Annotated in this window: 15 protein-coding genes; 4 read left to right on the forward strand and 11 right to left on the reverse strand. The window is 42.6% G+C overall.

All coding sequences use genetic code 11. The features are described from left to right. Positions 1-373: 373 nt before the first annotated feature. A complete protein-coding gene (locus tag I6E83_RS04795; protein ID WP_197100196.1) occupies positions 374-874 on the reverse strand; it encodes a lactoylglutathione lyase family protein in 501 nt (166 codons plus the stop codon). A 108-nt stretch (positions 875-982) separates the two neighbouring features. Here I6E83_RS04795 and I6E83_RS04800 point away from each other — a divergent pair, with 108 nt between their 5' ends. Then, the gene (locus I6E83_RS04800) at positions 983-1852 is read left to right on the forward strand and encodes a LysR family transcriptional regulator (RefSeq protein ID WP_197100197.1); all 870 of its coding nucleotides are present in this window, start codon (positions 983-985) and stop codon (positions 1850-1852) included. A gap of 84 nt (positions 1853-1936) precedes the next feature. On the opposite strand, the gene I6E83_RS04805 is transcribed toward I6E83_RS04800, so the two are convergent. The 8 genes from I6E83_RS04805 to ppsA form a co-directional block, all read right to left on the reverse strand. Beyond that, positions 1937-3070: a glycerate kinase gene (locus tag I6E83_RS04805; RefSeq protein ID WP_197100198.1), complete on the reverse strand. Its 1134-nt coding sequence runs from the start codon at positions 3068-3070 to the stop codon at positions 1937-1939. A gap of 20 nt (positions 3071-3090) precedes the next feature. Continuing rightward, positions 3091-4449 (reverse strand): GntP family permease, encoded by a 1359-nt coding sequence (locus I6E83_RS04810; RefSeq protein WP_197100199.1) that lies wholly within the window; start codon positions 4447-4449, stop codon positions 3091-3093. Between the two features lie 344 nt (positions 4450-4793). Next, positions 4794-5018 carry a hypothetical protein gene (locus tag I6E83_RS04815; RefSeq protein ID WP_197100200.1) on the reverse strand — a complete coding sequence of 75 codons (225 nt, stop codon included), beginning with the start codon at positions 5016-5018 and terminating at the stop codon, positions 4794-4796. Positions 5019-5354: 336 nt separating this feature from the next. Then, positions 5355-5861, reverse strand: coding sequence for a 50S ribosomal protein L9 (gene rplI, locus I6E83_RS04820; protein WP_110923070.1), 507 nt, complete (start codon positions 5859-5861; stop codon positions 5355-5357). Between the two features lie 24 nt (positions 5862-5885). Beyond that, positions 5886-6116, reverse strand: coding sequence for a 30S ribosomal protein S18 (gene rpsR / locus I6E83_RS04825; protein ID WP_010198808.1), 231 nt, complete (start codon positions 6114-6116; stop codon positions 5886-5888). A 16-nt stretch (positions 6117-6132) separates the two neighbouring features. Beyond that, positions 6133-6537: a 30S ribosomal protein S6 gene (rpsF, locus tag I6E83_RS04830; protein ID WP_045446907.1), complete on the reverse strand. Its 405-nt coding sequence runs from the start codon at positions 6535-6537 to the stop codon at positions 6133-6135. Positions 6538-6828: 291 nt separating this feature from the next. Then, entirely contained in the window at positions 6829-7812 is a 984-nt protein-coding gene (locus I6E83_RS04835; RefSeq protein ID WP_227680817.1) for an RDD family protein, read from the reverse strand. Positions 7813-7938: 126 nt separating this feature from the next. Then, on the reverse strand, positions 7939-10323 hold the full coding sequence (ppsA, locus tag I6E83_RS04840) for a phosphoenolpyruvate synthase (protein WP_110923068.1): 2385 nt from the start codon (positions 10321-10323) through the stop codon (positions 7939-7941). A 579-nt stretch (positions 10324-10902) separates the two neighbouring features. On the opposite strand from ppsA, the gene I6E83_RS04845 reads away from it, so the two are divergent. The 3 genes from I6E83_RS04845 to sthA all read left to right on the forward strand — a co-directional run bounded on the left by I6E83_RS04845 (position 10903) and on the right by sthA (position 14013). Next, positions 10903-11799 carry a pyruvate, water dikinase regulatory protein gene (locus I6E83_RS04845; protein WP_110923067.1) on the forward strand — a complete coding sequence of 299 codons (897 nt, stop codon included), beginning with the start codon at positions 10903-10905 and terminating at the stop codon, positions 11797-11799. Positions 11800-11880: 81 nt separating this feature from the next. Beyond that, positions 11881-12285, forward strand: a complete 405-nt coding sequence (locus I6E83_RS04850; protein WP_197100202.1) for a DUF4377 domain-containing protein — start codon at positions 11881-11883, stop codon at positions 12283-12285. A gap of 78 nt (positions 12286-12363) precedes the next feature. Beyond that, a complete protein-coding gene (gene sthA, locus I6E83_RS04855; RefSeq protein WP_227680818.1) occupies positions 12364-14013 on the forward strand; it encodes a Si-specific NAD(P)(+) transhydrogenase in 1650 nt (549 codons plus the stop codon). A 156-nt stretch (positions 14014-14169) separates the two neighbouring features. Here sthA and I6E83_RS04860 read toward each other — a convergent pair whose 3' ends face one another. Both I6E83_RS04860 and I6E83_RS04865 read right to left on the reverse strand, forming a co-directional pair. Continuing rightward, complete coding sequence (locus I6E83_RS04860) at positions 14170-15366, reverse strand: ABC transporter permease (RefSeq protein WP_197100203.1); 1197 nt, start codon at positions 15364-15366, stop codon at positions 14170-14172. Further along, entirely contained in the window at positions 15366-16652 is a 1287-nt protein-coding gene (locus I6E83_RS04865) for an ABC transporter permease (protein ID WP_197100204.1), read from the reverse strand. Before I6E83_RS04865 ends, I6E83_RS04860 begins: the two co-directional genes overlap by 1 nt.

A 16652-nucleotide genomic window follows, 5' to 3' on the forward strand; every position in this document is an offset into this window, starting at 1 on the left:
TATAATCGCAGGTATTATGCTTCTTGTTTATAGCATTAAGTTAATTATCATTGCCTTCCAAGAATCAATACTCTGGGGGCTTTTGTATCTGTTTCTTCCATTTGCCAATTTATATTTTATTATCACTCGCTGGCCAGAATGTAAGTCACCATTTTTGAGATCATTGGTAGCTCTTGTATTTATAATCTTAGGAGCTGTGATGGCTTCACCATCGATATCATAATAAAGCATCAGTAGGAAATAAAGCAGTCAGCTATTTACAGTCGTTTACTACGTGACGTTAATAAATAAAAATAGCGTATTCATAATCTGAATACGCTATTTTATTAAGTTGTTATTTTACTATCACATACCATAGTCTGTTCAAGCGAATTTAGTACGCACCTTCGCTATAGATAAGCTCGTAGCTGTGGCTGTATATCTCGACGATGTTGCCAAATGGGTCTTCCATATAAATCATACGATAGGGCTTTTCGCCAGGGTAGTAGTAGCGTGGTTTTGCCATACGTTTTTTACCACCTGCTGCCACCATACGCTCAGCCAGCTCTTCAACATTTGGATCTTGGACACAGAAGTGGAAGATACCTGTTTTCCAGTATTCAAAATTGTTTTCAGGGTTCTCTTGATTCTTAAATTCAAAAATCTCAACACCGATACGGTCACCAGTCGATAGGTGGGCGATACGGAAGCTACCCCAACCAGCCCCAAATACTTCAGTACACATCTCACCAATAGGGCTGTCATCTTCGACAATCTCAGTAGGTTCCATGATAGTGTACCAACCCATTACTTCAGTATAGAATTTCACGGCTGCATCTAGGTCAGGGACTGAAAGACCGATGTGCGAAAAGCTTCTTGGATAAACGTTGTTCATAGCTTGTGCTCCTGTTTGGTGTGCGTTTTCTTTAACGTGGAGCCAGTATACAAACAGAAGATAATTACGTAAAATTATCATTTATTATAAAGATAAGTATATATTGTAATGATAAATATCACATGGTTACGTACTTTTTGTACGCTTGTTGACGTCGGTCACTTTACGCACACAGCCGAGCGCTTACACATGACCCAGTCAGGTGTCAGTCAACATATAAGTAAGCTAGAGAATCAGTTAGATACTGATTTGCTTATTCGTCAGGGTAAGCAGTTCTCATTGACTGATGCCGGTCAACAGCTCTATCAGGAAGCAGAAGATATCTTACAGCGATTGGCACGCTTAGAGCAGCGCATTGGGGAAGACCCTGCTTATGAAGGGTTGGTACGATTGATGTCCCCTGGTAGTGTAGGACTCAAGCTGTATCCAAAGCTATTAACATTACAGCAGCAGCATCCAACGTTAGTGATTGATTACCGTTTTGCACCCAATGCTGATATAGAGCGGGCACTTGCCAAGCATGAGATTGATATTGGTTTTATGACGGATATCTCAGGTGATGAGACAGTCAGTTGTAAGCCAGTGGCTCAAGAAGCGTTAATGTTAATTACCCCAGCGCCAATTACTGAGACAAATTGGGAAGCATTGACTCAGCTTGGATTTATAGATCATCCAGATGGTGCGCACCATGCAAGTATGCTGCTAAGCGCCAATTATACTGAGTTCCAGCACATTAATGATTTTGATAAAAAAGGATTTTCAAACCAGATTAGCTTGATTTTGGAGCCAGTGAGCAGAGGACTTGGGTTTACCGTTTTACCGGCGCATGCGGTTGCCGCATATCCAAATCCTCAAGCTATCAAAAGTCACTATCTACCAGTACCTGTCAGCGAAACTTTATACCTTGCTGTACGGAGTCAGTCTGTACTGCCTAACAGAATGCAAACCGTTATTCATGAAGTGCAAAAATGGCTGTAGAGATTTTAAGATAAACGTCTAAACAAGCGTCAAATATTGCTAATGACCCTATGTATAAAGCTTGTCCTTACTTTAAAGGTTAAGCTATTTTAAAGTCTGCCCAAGTCTGATACTCGCAGCAATATTTACAGCCGTGGTTTCAATATTGTCATAAGCCTGACTCAGCACATTATCGATAGTATCTACCTTTTGAATGCTAGGCATGACTACCTCGAACTGGCTAGTCTGAGCAGGTTTTAAACCATCGACACTGCCGCAGATAGCAATCACTGGGGTGTGGCTGGCTTTGGCAAGTTGGCTGATACCACCAGCGACTTTACCCATGGCTGTTTGTGCATCGAGCTTGCCTTCGCCAGTAATGACAAGATCCGCATCGGCAATATGCTGTGATAGCTTGGTCACTTCAGCGACCGTATCAAAACCAGATTTCAGCTGCGCACCACAAAAGCTCATCAATGCATAGCCAAGACCACCGGCTGCGCCAGCACCTGCGACTTCTTGACAGTCCTGATAGCTGCTCGCGCGAACAGCTGCAAAGTGGCTTAAGGCTTTATCCAAATCGTCAACTTGTTGCGGGCAGGCACCTTTCTGTGGTCCAAATATCGCACTTGCCCCTAATTGGCCACACAAAGGATTGGTCACATCACACGCCACTTCAAACACGGTATCTACCACTTTTGCATGGAAGCTTGTGTCATTAAGTCTGTGCAACTTGGCAAGCTCATCACCACCTTGTGCTAATGGACTGTCATTAATATCATGAAATGTCATACCCAATGCCGTTAACATGCCAAGACCTGCATCATTGGTGGCACTACCACCCAGCCCAATAATGATACGCTCGGCGCCTTCATCTAAAGCATTGGCAATCAGCTCACCGACACCGTAACTGCTAGCGATGACAGGGTTACGCTCTGCGACGGTCAGTAGATGTAACCCACAAGCTTGAGCGATTTCGATAACTGCTGTCGCATCAGGCAATAATAAATACTTTGCAGTGATGGGTCTCATAAGTGGGTCGTGTACCACCACTTCTTTCCAGCGTCCGCCTAATACATAAGACAATACCGCAGAGGTGCCTTCACCGCCATCTGCCATCGGCAATAACGTATAGTCAGCGTTTGGAAACACCTGACTGAAGCCAGAATGAATGGCGTGGCAAACATCCAGTGCTTCTAAGCTTTCTTTGAACGAGTCGGGGGCGATTAAAATCTTCATGAATGTCTCTTTGTATCTGTTTAGATAAACACTAGCGTCAATAGCCAGATAAATACGATGCTAGTCACACCTTGAATACCAGTGGCCATTGAATGAGCTTTATATGCCTGTGACACACTCATACGGCTAAACTGACTGACAATCCAAAAGAAGCTGTCATTGGCATGTGAGATAGTCATAGCACCTGCACCAATTGCCATTACACAAAATACGCGACCCAGCTCGCTGTCTAGACCAATTTGATCCAATAACGGTGCAACCATCGCAGAGGTAGTGACTAGAGCAACTGTGGTCGAGCCTTGCGCAGTCTTTAACGCAGCAGAGACGATGAATGGCATAAAGATACCAAGGCCCAACGCAGACAATGTCGTACCTAAATAATCGCCAATAGGTGTCACTTTTAGCATGGCGCCAAATGCACCACCAGCACCAGTAATCAATAAGATAGGAGCGGCTACGACCAGACCTTGTGAGATGCTGTCACTGATCTGCTGTGTTTTTTGCTCGGTATTAATAAGTAAAAATGATAAAAATAGACCAATGAGCAGAGCCGTTAGTGGATTACCAATGAATACTAAGATATCTGTCAACGTGCCACTACCAAACGGTGCGCTTGGGAAGTTGGCAACAGACGATAAGCAGATTAATACGATAGGCACGATAATAGGTAAAAACGCCATCGTTGCTGACGGCATATTGCTATAGTCATCACGTGTTTTCATGTTTTCAGGTAACGTTGCTGCTGGTGCATCCAGCGCATCTATATTGTCAGGCATCACATTCAGAAAACGATTAGACCACCACCAGCCAGCCAATACAGCAACGGCTGTCACGACCACACCGACCATGATGACCAAACCTAAGTTTGACTCTAGCCCCAAGTTGCCCGCTGCCGCGATTGGACCTGGAGTAGGTGGAACGAAGGTGTGCGTTGCGTATAAGCCCGTGGCTAAGGCAATACTCATCGCCACGCTAGAGACTTTTAAACGCTCGGCTAATGTTTCTTTCAAAGAGTTTAAGATGATGTAGCCTGAGTCACAGAATACAGGTACTGAAACGACTGCACCGACGATAGACATGGTCAAAGTAGGGAAGCGTGGCCCCAAAACTTTGATAACGGTTTCTGCCATCACAATAGCCGCACCAGTTTTCTCAAGGATTAAGCCGATAATGGTACCGAATACAATCACTAGACCGATATAACCTAAGATACCACCAAAGCCATCAGAGATCGTCTTGGCGACAGTATTAAGTGGTACTTGGTAGAATAGTGCTACCAAAAATGCTGACAATATCAACACTAAAAAAGGATGCCACTTTAATTTTGCGGTAGCGAAAATAATAAAAAGAATGGTCAGCACAAGCCAAAATACAATCATCACTGTCTCAATATGGTTTATATCTTAATGAATTATTCACGTGAACAGGCATCAATAACGATACGAATTTTTAAAGGGGCATATTTTATAGTAAATAGACGCTACTAGGAAATACATTCGTGAAATATATGGGGTTATCGATAGGGTTTTTACGATTTACTAGGTATCGCGAAAAGGTAGTACATACATCTTAAGCTGCTTTTAAGAGGATTGTTAGCTTACAGAACAGTGATGATTGAATTTTAACCAAAAAAACTGGCCATATTTAATGACCAGTTGTTATGCAAAGGATATTTATACTATTTGAACGCTAATCAAGATAGCAGGCATAATTTAGTTGGTATTTACGCGATTTTATCAAATCGTGCTTTATTACCTTCTGCTACTATCGAGTCGAAACTCACACAGATACCTTCGTTATCTAATGTTGCGTACCAATGGTCGTCATTACTACCTGTCATTAGCTGGAAATACTTATCGCTGACTATTCTGCCCACGGTATATATCTCACCTTCTGAGTACACGTCATTACCTTTGATACATATTAATTTGTCGTTAGTGTTTATCATATTATCGTACCTTATTATTATCTACAACTCGGAACCAGTAGATTAGATATGGCTATAATAGCAATTCACTGCACGATAATATAGATGCTTTATATATGGTATCTTGTTGTTAAGTATAAGTTTTTTGGATATTTATTATGGCCAGTTACTGGATTATGTCATTACAGAAATAATTAATAAAAGGATAATTATCGCAGTGTTTGAAAGGAGAATATTGTTTGTTTAAACCTCAATTTCAATCAATATCAGGCTACTATCGCAAAGTGCAGACGTAAAAAAACCAGTGACATAACATCACTGGTTTTTTATGTAGACTAAAACTAGATATGCTAAAGATTACTCTTCAGAATAGTCTTCGCTTTCGTCTGCAACGTCGTCTTCGTCATCGTTGTTACCTTCTTCAGAAAGAATAGTAACTAAGATGCTAGCAGTAACGTCATGATGTAGCTGAATATCAACATTATATTCGCCAACTTGACGTAAAGTGCCTTCAGGAAGCTTGATTTCAGCACGGTCTACTTCTAGACCTGAGTTAGTCAATGCTTCAGCAATATCACGAGTACCGATAGAGCCAAATAGCTTGCCTTCGTCGCCTGATTTAGCACGCATGATGACATTAACGTCAGTTAGTGCGTCAGCACGTTCTTGAGCAACAGCTACTTCTTTCGCTTCTTCAGCTTCAAGTTCAGCACGACGTGCTTCGAACTTTTCAATGTTAGCTTTAGTAGCAGGTAGTGCTTTACCCAAAGGGATAAGAAAGTTACGTCCGTAACCTGGTTTCACATCGACGGTTTCACCGAGTTTACCAAGGTTGACGATACGCTGTAACAAAATAATTTGCATGAGTCATTCCTAGTTAATTAACGGTTAACCCTGATGGTTATCAGTGTATGGAAGTAGCGATAAATAACGAGCTTGCTTGATAGCAGTAGCTAGTTGACGCTGATATTTAGTAGATGTACCGGTAATGCGGCTTGGTACGATTTTACCATTATCACTGATATACTGTTTTAGCAATTCAACATCTTTATAATCGATGTGAGTGATGCCTTCAGCAGTGAAACGGCAGAATTTGCGACGGCGATAGAAACGTGCCATGAGTATTCTCCTTTAATTAGTCTTCACTGTTGTCGTTGTCGTCGTTATCGTTTTCACGACTGTCTGGACGACGAGTAGTTGCTTTGCGTGCGCGTTTTTCATCGGCATTCTTGGCTAACTGCGACTCTTCAGTGACAGCGTCGTCACGGCGCATAACTAGACTACGAATGATCGCGTCGTTATAACGGAATAATTCTTCAAGTTCAGCTAAAGTTTCACCGTCAGTTTCAATGTTGAAAAGAACGTAATGAGCTTTGTGAATCTTGTTGATTGGATATGCCAATTGACGGCGGCCCCAATCTTCTAAACGATGGATAACACCGTTGTTGTCTTGAACTAACTTGATATAGCGCTCAACCATGCCGACCACTTGGTCGCTTTGGTCTGGGTGTACAAGTAACACCAGTTCGTAATGTCGCATTATGACTCCTTACGGATTAGTAGCTATTAACCCTATGTTAATAGCAAGGAGATTTATAAGGTAAGCCCGAATCCTATCAAATTTTATAAAAAATAATGAGGAATAAGCTTAGTTTATAAAGCGCCGTATTATAACAGTACTTAGCCATTAACACAAAGGTTAATCTCTACGGTACTGTCAATAAAAAATAAAAATGGTAAATATGTCTTTACCAATAAAAAAAGCAACGATCGTACGCTGCTTTTTTATCATATATAAGACATATCAAAAATAACCAAACTCACAAGACGGCTATTTTATTTTTGGCTCTTTCACTATCTGACTGCTATCTGCTTTTACAACTAAGGTTTTAGCAAGTTTGTCATGCCAACCAATATTTTCAGGGCTTTTCGATGCCATGTAATAGTGAATGGCAATAATCACAAAACCTAAAAAGCTCGTGAATGAGAATAGCAAATTATAGATAATAAATAGCAGCAATGTACGCATGCCGATGAGCTTGATAAAAGAAGGCAGACGATGCGTAGTTTGATCTACAACACGAATACCAGTGATTAGCTTGCCTAGCGATTGACCACGCATGGTGATGAATACTAACTGTAACGCAAATAAGCCAAAGACCATGACTTGCGACATCATTAATGTGCTGCTAGGAAGGCTCTCCATCAGCGTCATTGAGTATTGATAAGCCGCGTCCATATCTTGGATGTTTTGGAACTTAGTGTAATCCACATCCATTTTAGTCAATGCCATGACTAGCGGAAAAATAGCCAGTATGTATAACAAGCCATTTAGCGCAGTTGCCAAGACTCGTGACATGATGGGTGCAAGGACAACATTACCAACGACTTTGTCTTTGCTCGAGGTAGCTTTACTGTTAGTAGATTTATTCAATGACACATTGTGATGCGGCGTATGATGACGATTGGTTGTCATGTCTGCTTTTGCATCCTTACTGGTGTCTTTTGGACGTTCAGGCTTGCCATATAATCTATCTAACGATACTGACTTGCCGTCCTGTGCATCATTGACGTTATCTTCAGGAAAAACGGTAACGTTATTAATGATAGAGTCATTGGCCTGAGGGCTATTAACGTTGGTCGGTCGATAAACCGTCTGGTTATTGGTCAAGTTGCCGACGCGCTGCCATTGGTCTAGGCCGTCATGCCATATCAAATCGTCTAGCAATACTTCACCAGAGGTTAGCATGATATTGAGCTGATCCAAACTATATGGCCCAGCTTGTACGTTATTTCGAGCAAGGAAAATCTGCATAATTGCCTGCATAGTTAGTCATGTCTTCGTACATTATATTAGGGTCTATTTGAAAAAATCAAATAGACCCTAATGGTGGTACTCTTAGTGACTGTGTAAATGACCGCTACGAATGAACGTAATGGCTTACTTTGATTCTTCACCAGCCAAGAATAACCAAGTATCTAATACTGAGTCAGGGTTCAATGACACTGAGCTGATACCTTGTTCCATCAACCAGTAAGCAAGATCTGGATGATCTGATGGGCCTTGGCCACAGATACCGACATATTTGTTTTGCTTACGGCAAGCATCGATAGCCATAGTCAACAGCTTCTTAACCGCAGGATCACGCTCATCAAATAAATGTGAGACGATGCCTGAGTCACGATCTAGACCAAGTGTCAACTGAGTCAAATCGTTAGAGCCGATTGAGAAACCATCGAAGTATTCTAAGAACTCTTCTGCCAATAGCGCGTTGGTTGGTAGCTCACACATCATGATGATGCGCAGACCGTTTTCGCCACGTTTCAGACCGTTTTTCTCAAGTAACTCGATGACTTGTGCTGCTTCGCCAACGGTACGTACGAAAGGAATCATAATCTCGACATTGGTCAAACCCATCTCATCACGTACGCGCTTCAGTGCTTTACACTCAAGCTCAAAGCAGTCACGGAAGTTGTCAGACACATAACGACTGGCACCGCGGAAACCAAGCATTGGGTTTTCTTCTGATGGCTCGTATAGCTTACCACCAAGCAAGTTAGCATATTCGTTAGATTTAAAATCTGACATACGAACGATGACTGGCTGATCCATAAAGGCAACGGCTAGCGTTGAAACGCCTTCGACCAATTTATCAACATAGAAGTCAACAGGTGAGGCATAACCAGCGATACGTTCTTGGATTGCTTGTGATATTTCACGTGGCAAGCTGTTCATGTTTAGCAACGCTTTTGGATGCACACCAATCATACGGTTGATGATGAACTCTAGACGCGCAAGACCAATACCTTCGTTTGGCATTTGCGTGAATGAGAACGCACGATCTGGGTTACCAACGTTCATCATTACTTTGAATGCTAGCTCTGGCATTGTTTCAACAGAGTTGGTCTGTACTTCAAAGTCAATTTGGCTCTCATAAATGAAACCAGTATCGCCTTCAGCACAAGAAGCAGTTACGTCTTGACCGTCAACCAATAATTCAGTTGCATTACCACAACCAACGATGGCTGGAACACCTAGCTCACGCGCGATGATAGCTGCGTGACACGTACGGCCACCACGGTTAGTGATGATGGCAGAAGCACGCTTCATGACTGGTTCCCAATCCGGATCGGTCATGTCTGATACGAGTACGTCACCTTCTTGTACTTTGTCCATCTCGTTTAGGTTGCTAACGATACGTACTTTACCTGAACCGATACGTTGACCGATTGAGCGGCCTTCGCATAAGATTTTTGCATCAGTAGTGTTGATGATATAGCGTTCCATGACATTGCTGTCTTGGCGGCTCTTAACCGTCTCTGGACGTGCCTGAACGATAAAGATTTCGTTAGTATCGCCGTCTTTTGCCCACTCGATGTCCATTGCTTGACCGTAATGCTTTTCGATCGTTACAGCTTGTTTGGCAAGAGAGGTTAGCTCTTCAGTAGACAATGAGAACTGCATGCGATCTTGTTTTTCAACATCGACAGTTTTCACTGATTTGGCAGTACTGCCTTCATCACCATAAATCATTTTCTTATGCTTGCTGCCTAGGTTACGGCGAATAACTGACGGTTTACCATTGGCTAGCAATTGTTTTGAGATATAGAATTCATCAGGGTTTACAGCGCCCTGTACGACCATTTCACCTAGGCCGTAGCTTGACGTGATGAATACCACTTGATCAAAGCCACTTTCGGTATCTAGCGTGAACATAACACCGGCTGCGCCAGTTTCTGAACGTACCATACGTTGTACGGCTGCAGATAGTGCAACACCTTCGTGCTCAAAACCTTTGTGTACACGATAAGAGATAGCACGGTCATTGTATAAAGAAGCAAATACTTCTTTAATAGCAATAAGGACGTTATCAATACCGCGAATGTTTAGGAATGTCTCTTGCTGACCAGCAAATGAAGCATCTGGCAAATCTTCGGCAGTCGCAGAAGAACGTACAGCAACAGCGATGTCTTCGCCGCCACTCATGGCTTCAAATGACTGACGCACTTCTTGCTCAAGATCTTTTGGCAATTCTTGTTCGATAATCCAAGTACGAATCTTTTTACCAGTTTCTGCAAGTTTTTTTACATCATCAACATCTAACGTCTTTAGTTCGCTGTTGATTTTGTCAAGCAGGCCAGTTTCATTCAAAAAGCGGTTAAACGCATTTGATGTGGTGGCAAAGCCGCCTGGTACACTAACACCCAAATCAGACAAATGGCTGATCATTTCACCTAATGAAGCGTTCTTACCGCCGACCATTTCAATGTCGTCTTTTCCTAGCTGATCAAGATTGATTACAAGTGCTGTAGATTGCGCTGCCATGATAACTCCAGAAAATAAGGTTATTTAGTAAAGATTATAACGGTGGATTATACCGCTATATTTTGAGAATTTCGAGGGCTTAAATCAAAAAAATTGTTAAAAACACACAAATTATGGCATTTGCTACATAATTTATGGCAAGTATCACAGATTTTACTTTTTAGAGTTTTTATGAAATATAAGTAAAAGCTGATATAAATGCCATTTGATGATCGTTTATAGGTTCATAAATATAGGGTTTGGGAGTGAAGAAAAAGCGGGTTAGCAGCGACTCATAATAAATACCTATATATAGTAGAAAGTACTAAAGCGATACGAGCAAGAAGGTGCAGTTAGCAGACCTATTGGCATCAATTAAGACATCAAAAGCAGTGTGGGTTTCTAAGTGTGCGCCTGTAACATTAATTTCTATTAGGTGGCTATTATGCGTATAATGTAGGGCATCAAGAATGTAGGCCTGCCATTATATATGTGTCGACTTTTAGTGCTTATATCGAGAGTTAGATGAGTCTAAAGTAGATTGAAAATAAAAACCAAATAAAGATCACCATGTGTGTTTCTAATTGAGGTGTCAACGTTATGTACTCAAGCAATCCATCTGAACCAGTCAAGTCCACTATCCAAAATCATCATGCACTGAATTTGGACAGCTCTCAAACGGTTAGAACGGCATTTTTTATCTCAGATGGTACAGCAATTACAGCTGAGACACTTGGCCGTGCTATCTTGAGTCAGTTTGCTTCAATACCATTTGAGACACGCGTATTGCCTTATGTGGACAGTATTGAGCGGGCAGAGGATGCCGTTGAGCAAATCAATATGGCCTATCAACGAGACGGATTTTTGCCTTTAGTATTTGATACGATTGTTAACCCTGATATTCGTGAAAAAATTAACGCAGCACAAAGCTGTAATTTGGATATGTATGAAGGTTTGATTGGCCGTGTCGCAGAAGAGACAGGTGTAGAGCCAGATGGACATTCAGGTCATGCCCACGATAATGTCGATTCTGAGACCTATAAAGAACGTATTGACGCGGTTCATTTTGCCTTAGACAATGATGATGGTGCACGTACACGTCACTATAATGCAGCTGATATCATTTTGGTTGGGGTCTCTCGCTCGGGCAAAACACCAACATCTTTATACTTAGCATTACAGTTCGGTATTCGAGCAGCTAACTATCCTTTGACCGAAGATGATTTGTACGACAATCAATTACCAAAAGCATTGCGTGAACATAAAGACAAACTGTTTGGCTTGCTCATCGATACCGATCGCTTGGTAAAAATCCGCCAAGAGCGCCGTGCAGGCAGTCGTTATTCGAGCTATCAGCAATGTCAGCAAGAACAGCGTGCGATACAGGGCATTTATATCACTCACGGCATCCCAAGTTTGGATGTGTCTGAGATGTCCGTCGAAGAAATTGCGACTCGTATTTTACAGAAGACAGGCCTCAAACGTCGTATCGGTTAAGGGTTCGTTTAATCAAATCAAATGTTAATCGATTTGACCATAGTCGGTTCAATATAATCTCATTATCATATAGAGAACATTATGAGTTCAGCTTATAAATCTAGCAAAACCCCTTTACTATTGGTAGGCTTGTTGAGTGCGACTGCTTTATTGAGTGCTTGCCAGACATCGCCTTTTGCAAAGGATCCAGTACCTGAGCCACGTTATGTGCCGTCCATCGTATTGGGTGATGCACAAACGTTAACGATTATGCCAAATCGGGTGGCCTGTGCCTCTGCATTACCGATGCAGTGTCTGCTGGCCAAGTCCAAAGATGGTAGTGTGTTTCAGATTCCTTACGATTGGATTGAAGATTTTCAACCAACGCTCGGTACTGAATATGTGATCAGTGCTCGCCCGCAGATCGATGAGGGAAAGCAGAATCTCACTGGGTATTGGACATTACAAAATATTGTGTCACAACGTATGGTGAGCAACCCTCAATAATGTGACTCTGACTCATTTAACTATTGACTCACTCACGGTCTAGATATCAAATAAACCAGTAAATATAAAGAGGATACGATGGGAAGTAAAAAACCAAGCGACGCGACTAATGATATCGGTGAAGATACCCATACCGAAGTATCTAATAAAGCGGATGGTCACATACCTAATCCTGAGCACACTGAAGGCAAAAACAAACAACAAAAGATTGAACAAACCCATGAGCAAGTCACTGATGATGTCATGCATCACCCTGATCTTGTGAATCCGCTCGATGATACGCGGATTGATATCAAGTCTGGTTTTGCCAAAGACTCTCGCCGCCTAAAAAGCGATAATCATGCGTATGAATATGACGCAGTTATTTTAGGGGCAGGTCCTGCTGGTGAAGCTGCTGCCATGAAACTGACGAAATCTGGCAAAAGAGTTGTGGTCGTGGATCCGCGTGACCAAGTGGGCGGTAACTCTACTCATGTGGGTACCATCCCAAGTAAAGCACTGCGCCAATCAGTATTTAACTTAATCAACTTTCGCCGCGATCCGATGTTTACCAAAGCGATGGAATATAAGCAAGTACCGCTAAATGAAGTGCTAGCCAAGGCGCGTCAAGTGATACGTCGTCAAGTGAGCACGCATACACGTTTTTATGAGCGCAACCGCATTGAAGTTATCCAAGGGTGGGCAAGTTTCGTCGATGAGCACACGCTACGCATTGAAACCGATGACAATGTTTATGAAACCATTACTTTCAATAAAGCCATCATTACCGTCGGTAGCCGTCCTTACCGTCCTGATATTCTAGACTTTGATCATCCACGCGTTTTTGATTCTGATAAAATCCTGCAAATGGATTATGTCGTTAAAAAAATCATCATTTATGGTGCAGGCGTGATCGGTTGTGAGTATGCGTCTATCTTTACCGGTCTCGGCTATAAAGTTGACTTAATCAATAACCAAGATCAGCTGCTGAATTACTTAGACAGCGAAATTAGTGATGCCATCGCGCATGACTTTAGACAGTTTGGTGTGCTTATTCGTAGTAACGAGGAGATTGATCACCTTGAAACTCATGATGATTATGTGGTCTTGCACTTAAAGAGTGGCAAGCGCATCAAATCAGACGCCATTCTTTGGTCAAATGGTCGCTCAGGTAATACAGAAGGCTTAAACCTAGAAGCCATTGGTTTAAAAGCCAATAGCCGTGGTCAGCTGAAAGTCGATGATACTTATTGCACTGGTATCGAAAATATATATGCCGCTGGTGATGTGATCGGTTGGCCTTCTTTGGCCTCTGCTGCCTATGACCAAGGGCGATGTGCCGCAGCCTTTATGGTAGGCGACGATGATGCTGAGCCAGTATCTAGCGTACCGACTGGTATCTACACGATTCCTGAAATCTCTTGTATTGGTAAAACCGAGCAAGAGCTGACAGATGAAAAAGTGCCTTATGAAGTGGGTCAGGCGTTCTTTAAACATCTGGCACGTGCACAAATCATCGGTGAACGTTCGGGTGTCCTAAAGATTTTGTTCCATCGTGATACGCTAGAAATCTTGGGCATCCATTGTTATGGTAACCACGCGTCAGAGATTATCCATATCGGTCAGGCAGTCATGAAGTGTAAGAGCAATAACACGCTTGAGTACTTTGTGAATACAACATTCAACTATCCAACGATGGCAGAAGCCTATCGTGTTGCAGCATTGAACGGTTTGAATCGCGTCTTTTAACACAAGCTTATTTAAATCAAGTAATATCAATAAAAAAGCGCCTGCTACTATATTATTAATAGTGTAGGCGCTTTTTTGTGGCTTATTTATTAATCTAAGCATAGCTCAGAGTCTGTAATCCAAGCATATATGCAGAACTTTTAATAGAGCTATGTTTTATGCGACTGTCTGACTTTGTTTATCAGTGTGATACCAACGAATAAGCATGAGCAGCATAAAATAAAATAGCCATAGAGCAGCAAGTGCATAAAAACCAATAGCGACCTGCGAGACGCTTGCGCCCATTTGGTTAAGCTGTACTGATGTGTTGACACCAGGTGTCGTGGGTATCAACCAGCGTATGACTTGTAAAAACGCGGGTAATTGGTCAGCTGGCCACGGATAGCCACTGATAAAAAACATGGGCAGAGAGCTGAAGATGAGAATCTGCATACCACGTTCACGTTGGCGAAACCATAACCCCAATACACAACCAAGAGTTGCCACGGTTGGACAAAACAACAGTAGAAACAATAAGCTGCCGAGCATATTCTGTCCTCGCGGATAATGATGCAGCTCAAATGCCCAGCCATAATAAAAGCAGCCGATGATAAAACTGCACATACTAAGCGCTGCAATACGACCCAGCCAGCCACGGACAGTAGTCCTATGGCGACGCTGCTCATACCATGTGCCAATCAACATCGTCGTTGACATCAAAAGCGTTTGTTGCAAAATTAGAATAGACACGGCTGGCACGACGTATGCACCATATCCTTCAGTTTGATTGTATAAAGGCATAATCTGCAATGGCACCGCTTGGGTATTGGCCTTCGCGGTCGTTGGATAGATGCCTTGAGCCACGCTTTTCTTAACCTCGATACCTGCTGACACCGTACCAACGGCTTTCAGAAATCCCATTTGTACATTTTTATTTAATAAAAAATAACCACCATTGCCCAATACACTGACGCTGGCTTTTTTACCAGACATGACTTGTTGCTCAAGTCCGCTTGGGATAACCATATATCCAGCGATTTCATCTGACCATATGGCGTCTTTAGCATCTTGCTCATTTAGAAAACGCTCTGTATCTAATTGCGGGCTAGCGTTCGCATAACGAATGATAGTCTGTGACAGATTGCTATTGTCATAATCAATAATGCCAACGGGCACATGATTGATGACTTCGGTTGAGTACGGCCAAGGATAAAAGAAACCGTAAATAATAGGAGCAATCATCAACAGTAACAGAACGCCTTTATCCGTAAAAATGTCTTTTAGGGTTTGCAAAAACCCACCAAGAAAATTCTGCGTCTGTGCGTGTGATTTTGCACCAGTCGTGGATGCATTCTCTTTCGGTGAAACTGACATTAGCGTGCTCCCCAGCGTTCAGGATGTGCCAGTGCACGTTTGGTCAATAATGTGGTCAGGAGCATCGCAATCGTCGTGGCTAGGGTAAGTCCATAGACAATCGGTAATGACACCGCAGCAGGCGCATGCATCTGTAACTGCGCAATATGCAATTTTAAGTAATGAGTAAGCGGGAGCACATCTGACCAATGCTGAGCATTGTCACTGATGGCGATATACGGAAAAGTCACACCCGCAAATGCGTAAGACGGTGCGGAAATAAAACCGGTAGAAGACAAGCCCATGCGCAGTGAAAACGAATTTAACGTTAAGATAGCACCGAGAAAGAACGAGAGTATCATCAATAGTAATAGACCAATATAAGTGGCAACAATCGAGCTAATAGCAACGGACGCTTGCGGTGCAGCGAACCAAAGTGCCAACATCGACCAGATGCTATAAGCCAATAATGGCCAAAAATACTTGCCTAATAAGCCGAATAATAATATTGAAACACTCACTTGTCTGGACTGAGTACCATTCTCAGAAAAGCCTGTTTTTTCATTAGTAATGTCATACTGATTATCATGCTGATTTTCATCAACCTTGTTATTAGTAATAACATCGTACCAGTGACCAATATTCTTATCACGTAGCTCACGGCCTATCGTCGTTGCACCAATCACCATTGCCAAAATATGCAGCAGGGCAGGTATGACGGTTGAGGCTAAAAACTGTTGATAGTTAGTCGCGGCATTGAAAAGGCTGATACGCTGTATGCTAATTGGCGAGTAGGCAATTGCTGCTTGCGAGGGTGCCATGCCTTGCTTGACCAAACGCTGTATTTCGACACCAGCGGATAACGTGCTAGCCACCGTTTGCACGCTGGTTTGAATAATGCCCGAATGCGTACCGTACTGCGCGTTTACTTGCAACACCAACGGGGCTGGCTCGCTAGATAAAATATGACGAGAGAAGTCTTCAGGAATAATGACCACTGCATAGATATCGCGTTGCAAGATAGCGGCCTCTGCATCAGATTCTGAGGCATAAAGCTGTTTTACCATCAGCGTCGGACTGGCTTCTAAGTAGCGTACAGCCGTATTGGCAACTGGGCTGTTGTCTCGGTCGATGACTCCAATGGGCAAATCTGTGATCTGAGTTTGTGAAAATATCCACCAAATCAGCAGCACCGTTGCTAATGGTATCCAAACTACCATGGCTAAGTCCCACGGATTTTTGGCTAAAAACCGTCGCTCATAGGCAGCACTACGTAAGAAAGCCCCACTTAGCTTGGTCAGGCGCAT

Origin of the sequence: Psychrobacter sp. SZ93C1 (assembly GCF_015864635.1) — a bacterium.
Classification (GTDB): Bacteria; Pseudomonadota; Gammaproteobacteria; order Pseudomonadales; family Moraxellaceae; genus Psychrobacter; species Psychrobacter fozii.

What these genes read in the sequence shown, in the direction of transcription:
- I6E83_RS04795 (WP_197100196.1), bottom strand. Translation starts at nt 874, where the DNA reads ATGAACAACGTTTATCCAAGAAGCTTTTCGCACATCGGTCTTTCAGTC.
- I6E83_RS04800 (WP_197100197.1), top strand. Translation starts at nt 983, where the DNA reads ATGATAAATATCACATGGTTACGTACTTTTTGTACGCTTGTTGACGTC.
- I6E83_RS04805 (WP_197100198.1), bottom strand. Translation starts at nt 3,070, where the DNA reads ATGAAGATTTTAATCGCCCCCGACTCGTTCAAAGAAAGCTTAGAAGCA.
- I6E83_RS04810 (WP_197100199.1), bottom strand. Translation starts at nt 4,449, where the DNA reads ATGATTGTATTTTGGCTTGTGCTGACCATTCTTTTTATTATTTTCGCT.
- I6E83_RS04815 (WP_197100200.1), bottom strand. Translation starts at nt 5,018, where the DNA reads ATGATAAACACTAACGACAAATTAATATGTATCAAAGGTAATGACGTG.
- rplI (WP_110923070.1), bottom strand. Translation starts at nt 5,861, where the DNA reads ATGCAAATTATTTTGTTACAGCGTATCGTCAACCTTGGTAAACTCGGT.
- rpsR (WP_010198808.1), bottom strand. Translation starts at nt 6,116, where the DNA reads ATGGCACGTTTCTATCGCCGTCGCAAATTCTGCCGTTTCACTGCTGAA.
- rpsF (WP_045446907.1), bottom strand. Translation starts at nt 6,537, where the DNA reads ATGCGACATTACGAACTGGTGTTACTTGTACACCCAGACCAAAGCGAC.
- I6E83_RS04835 (WP_227680817.1), bottom strand. Translation starts at nt 7,812, where the DNA reads ATGCAGATTTTCCTTGCTCGAAATAACGTACAAGCTGGGCCATATAGT.
- ppsA (WP_110923068.1), bottom strand. Translation starts at nt 10,323, where the DNA reads ATGGCAGCGCAATCTACAGCACTTGTAATCAATCTTGATCAGCTAGGA.
- I6E83_RS04845 (WP_110923067.1), top strand. Translation starts at nt 10,903, where the DNA reads ATGTACTCAAGCAATCCATCTGAACCAGTCAAGTCCACTATCCAAAAT.
- I6E83_RS04850 (WP_197100202.1), top strand. Translation starts at nt 11,881, where the DNA reads ATGAGTTCAGCTTATAAATCTAGCAAAACCCCTTTACTATTGGTAGGC.
- sthA (WP_227680818.1), top strand. Translation starts at nt 12,364, where the DNA reads ATGGGAAGTAAAAAACCAAGCGACGCGACTAATGATATCGGTGAAGAT.
- I6E83_RS04860 (WP_197100203.1), bottom strand. Translation starts at nt 15,366, where the DNA reads ATGTCAGTTTCACCGAAAGAGAATGCATCCACGACTGGTGCAAAATCA.
- I6E83_RS04865 (WP_197100204.1), bottom strand. Translation starts at nt 16,652, where the DNA reads ATGCGCCTGACCAAGCTAAGTGGGGCTTTCTTACGTAGTGCTGCCTAT.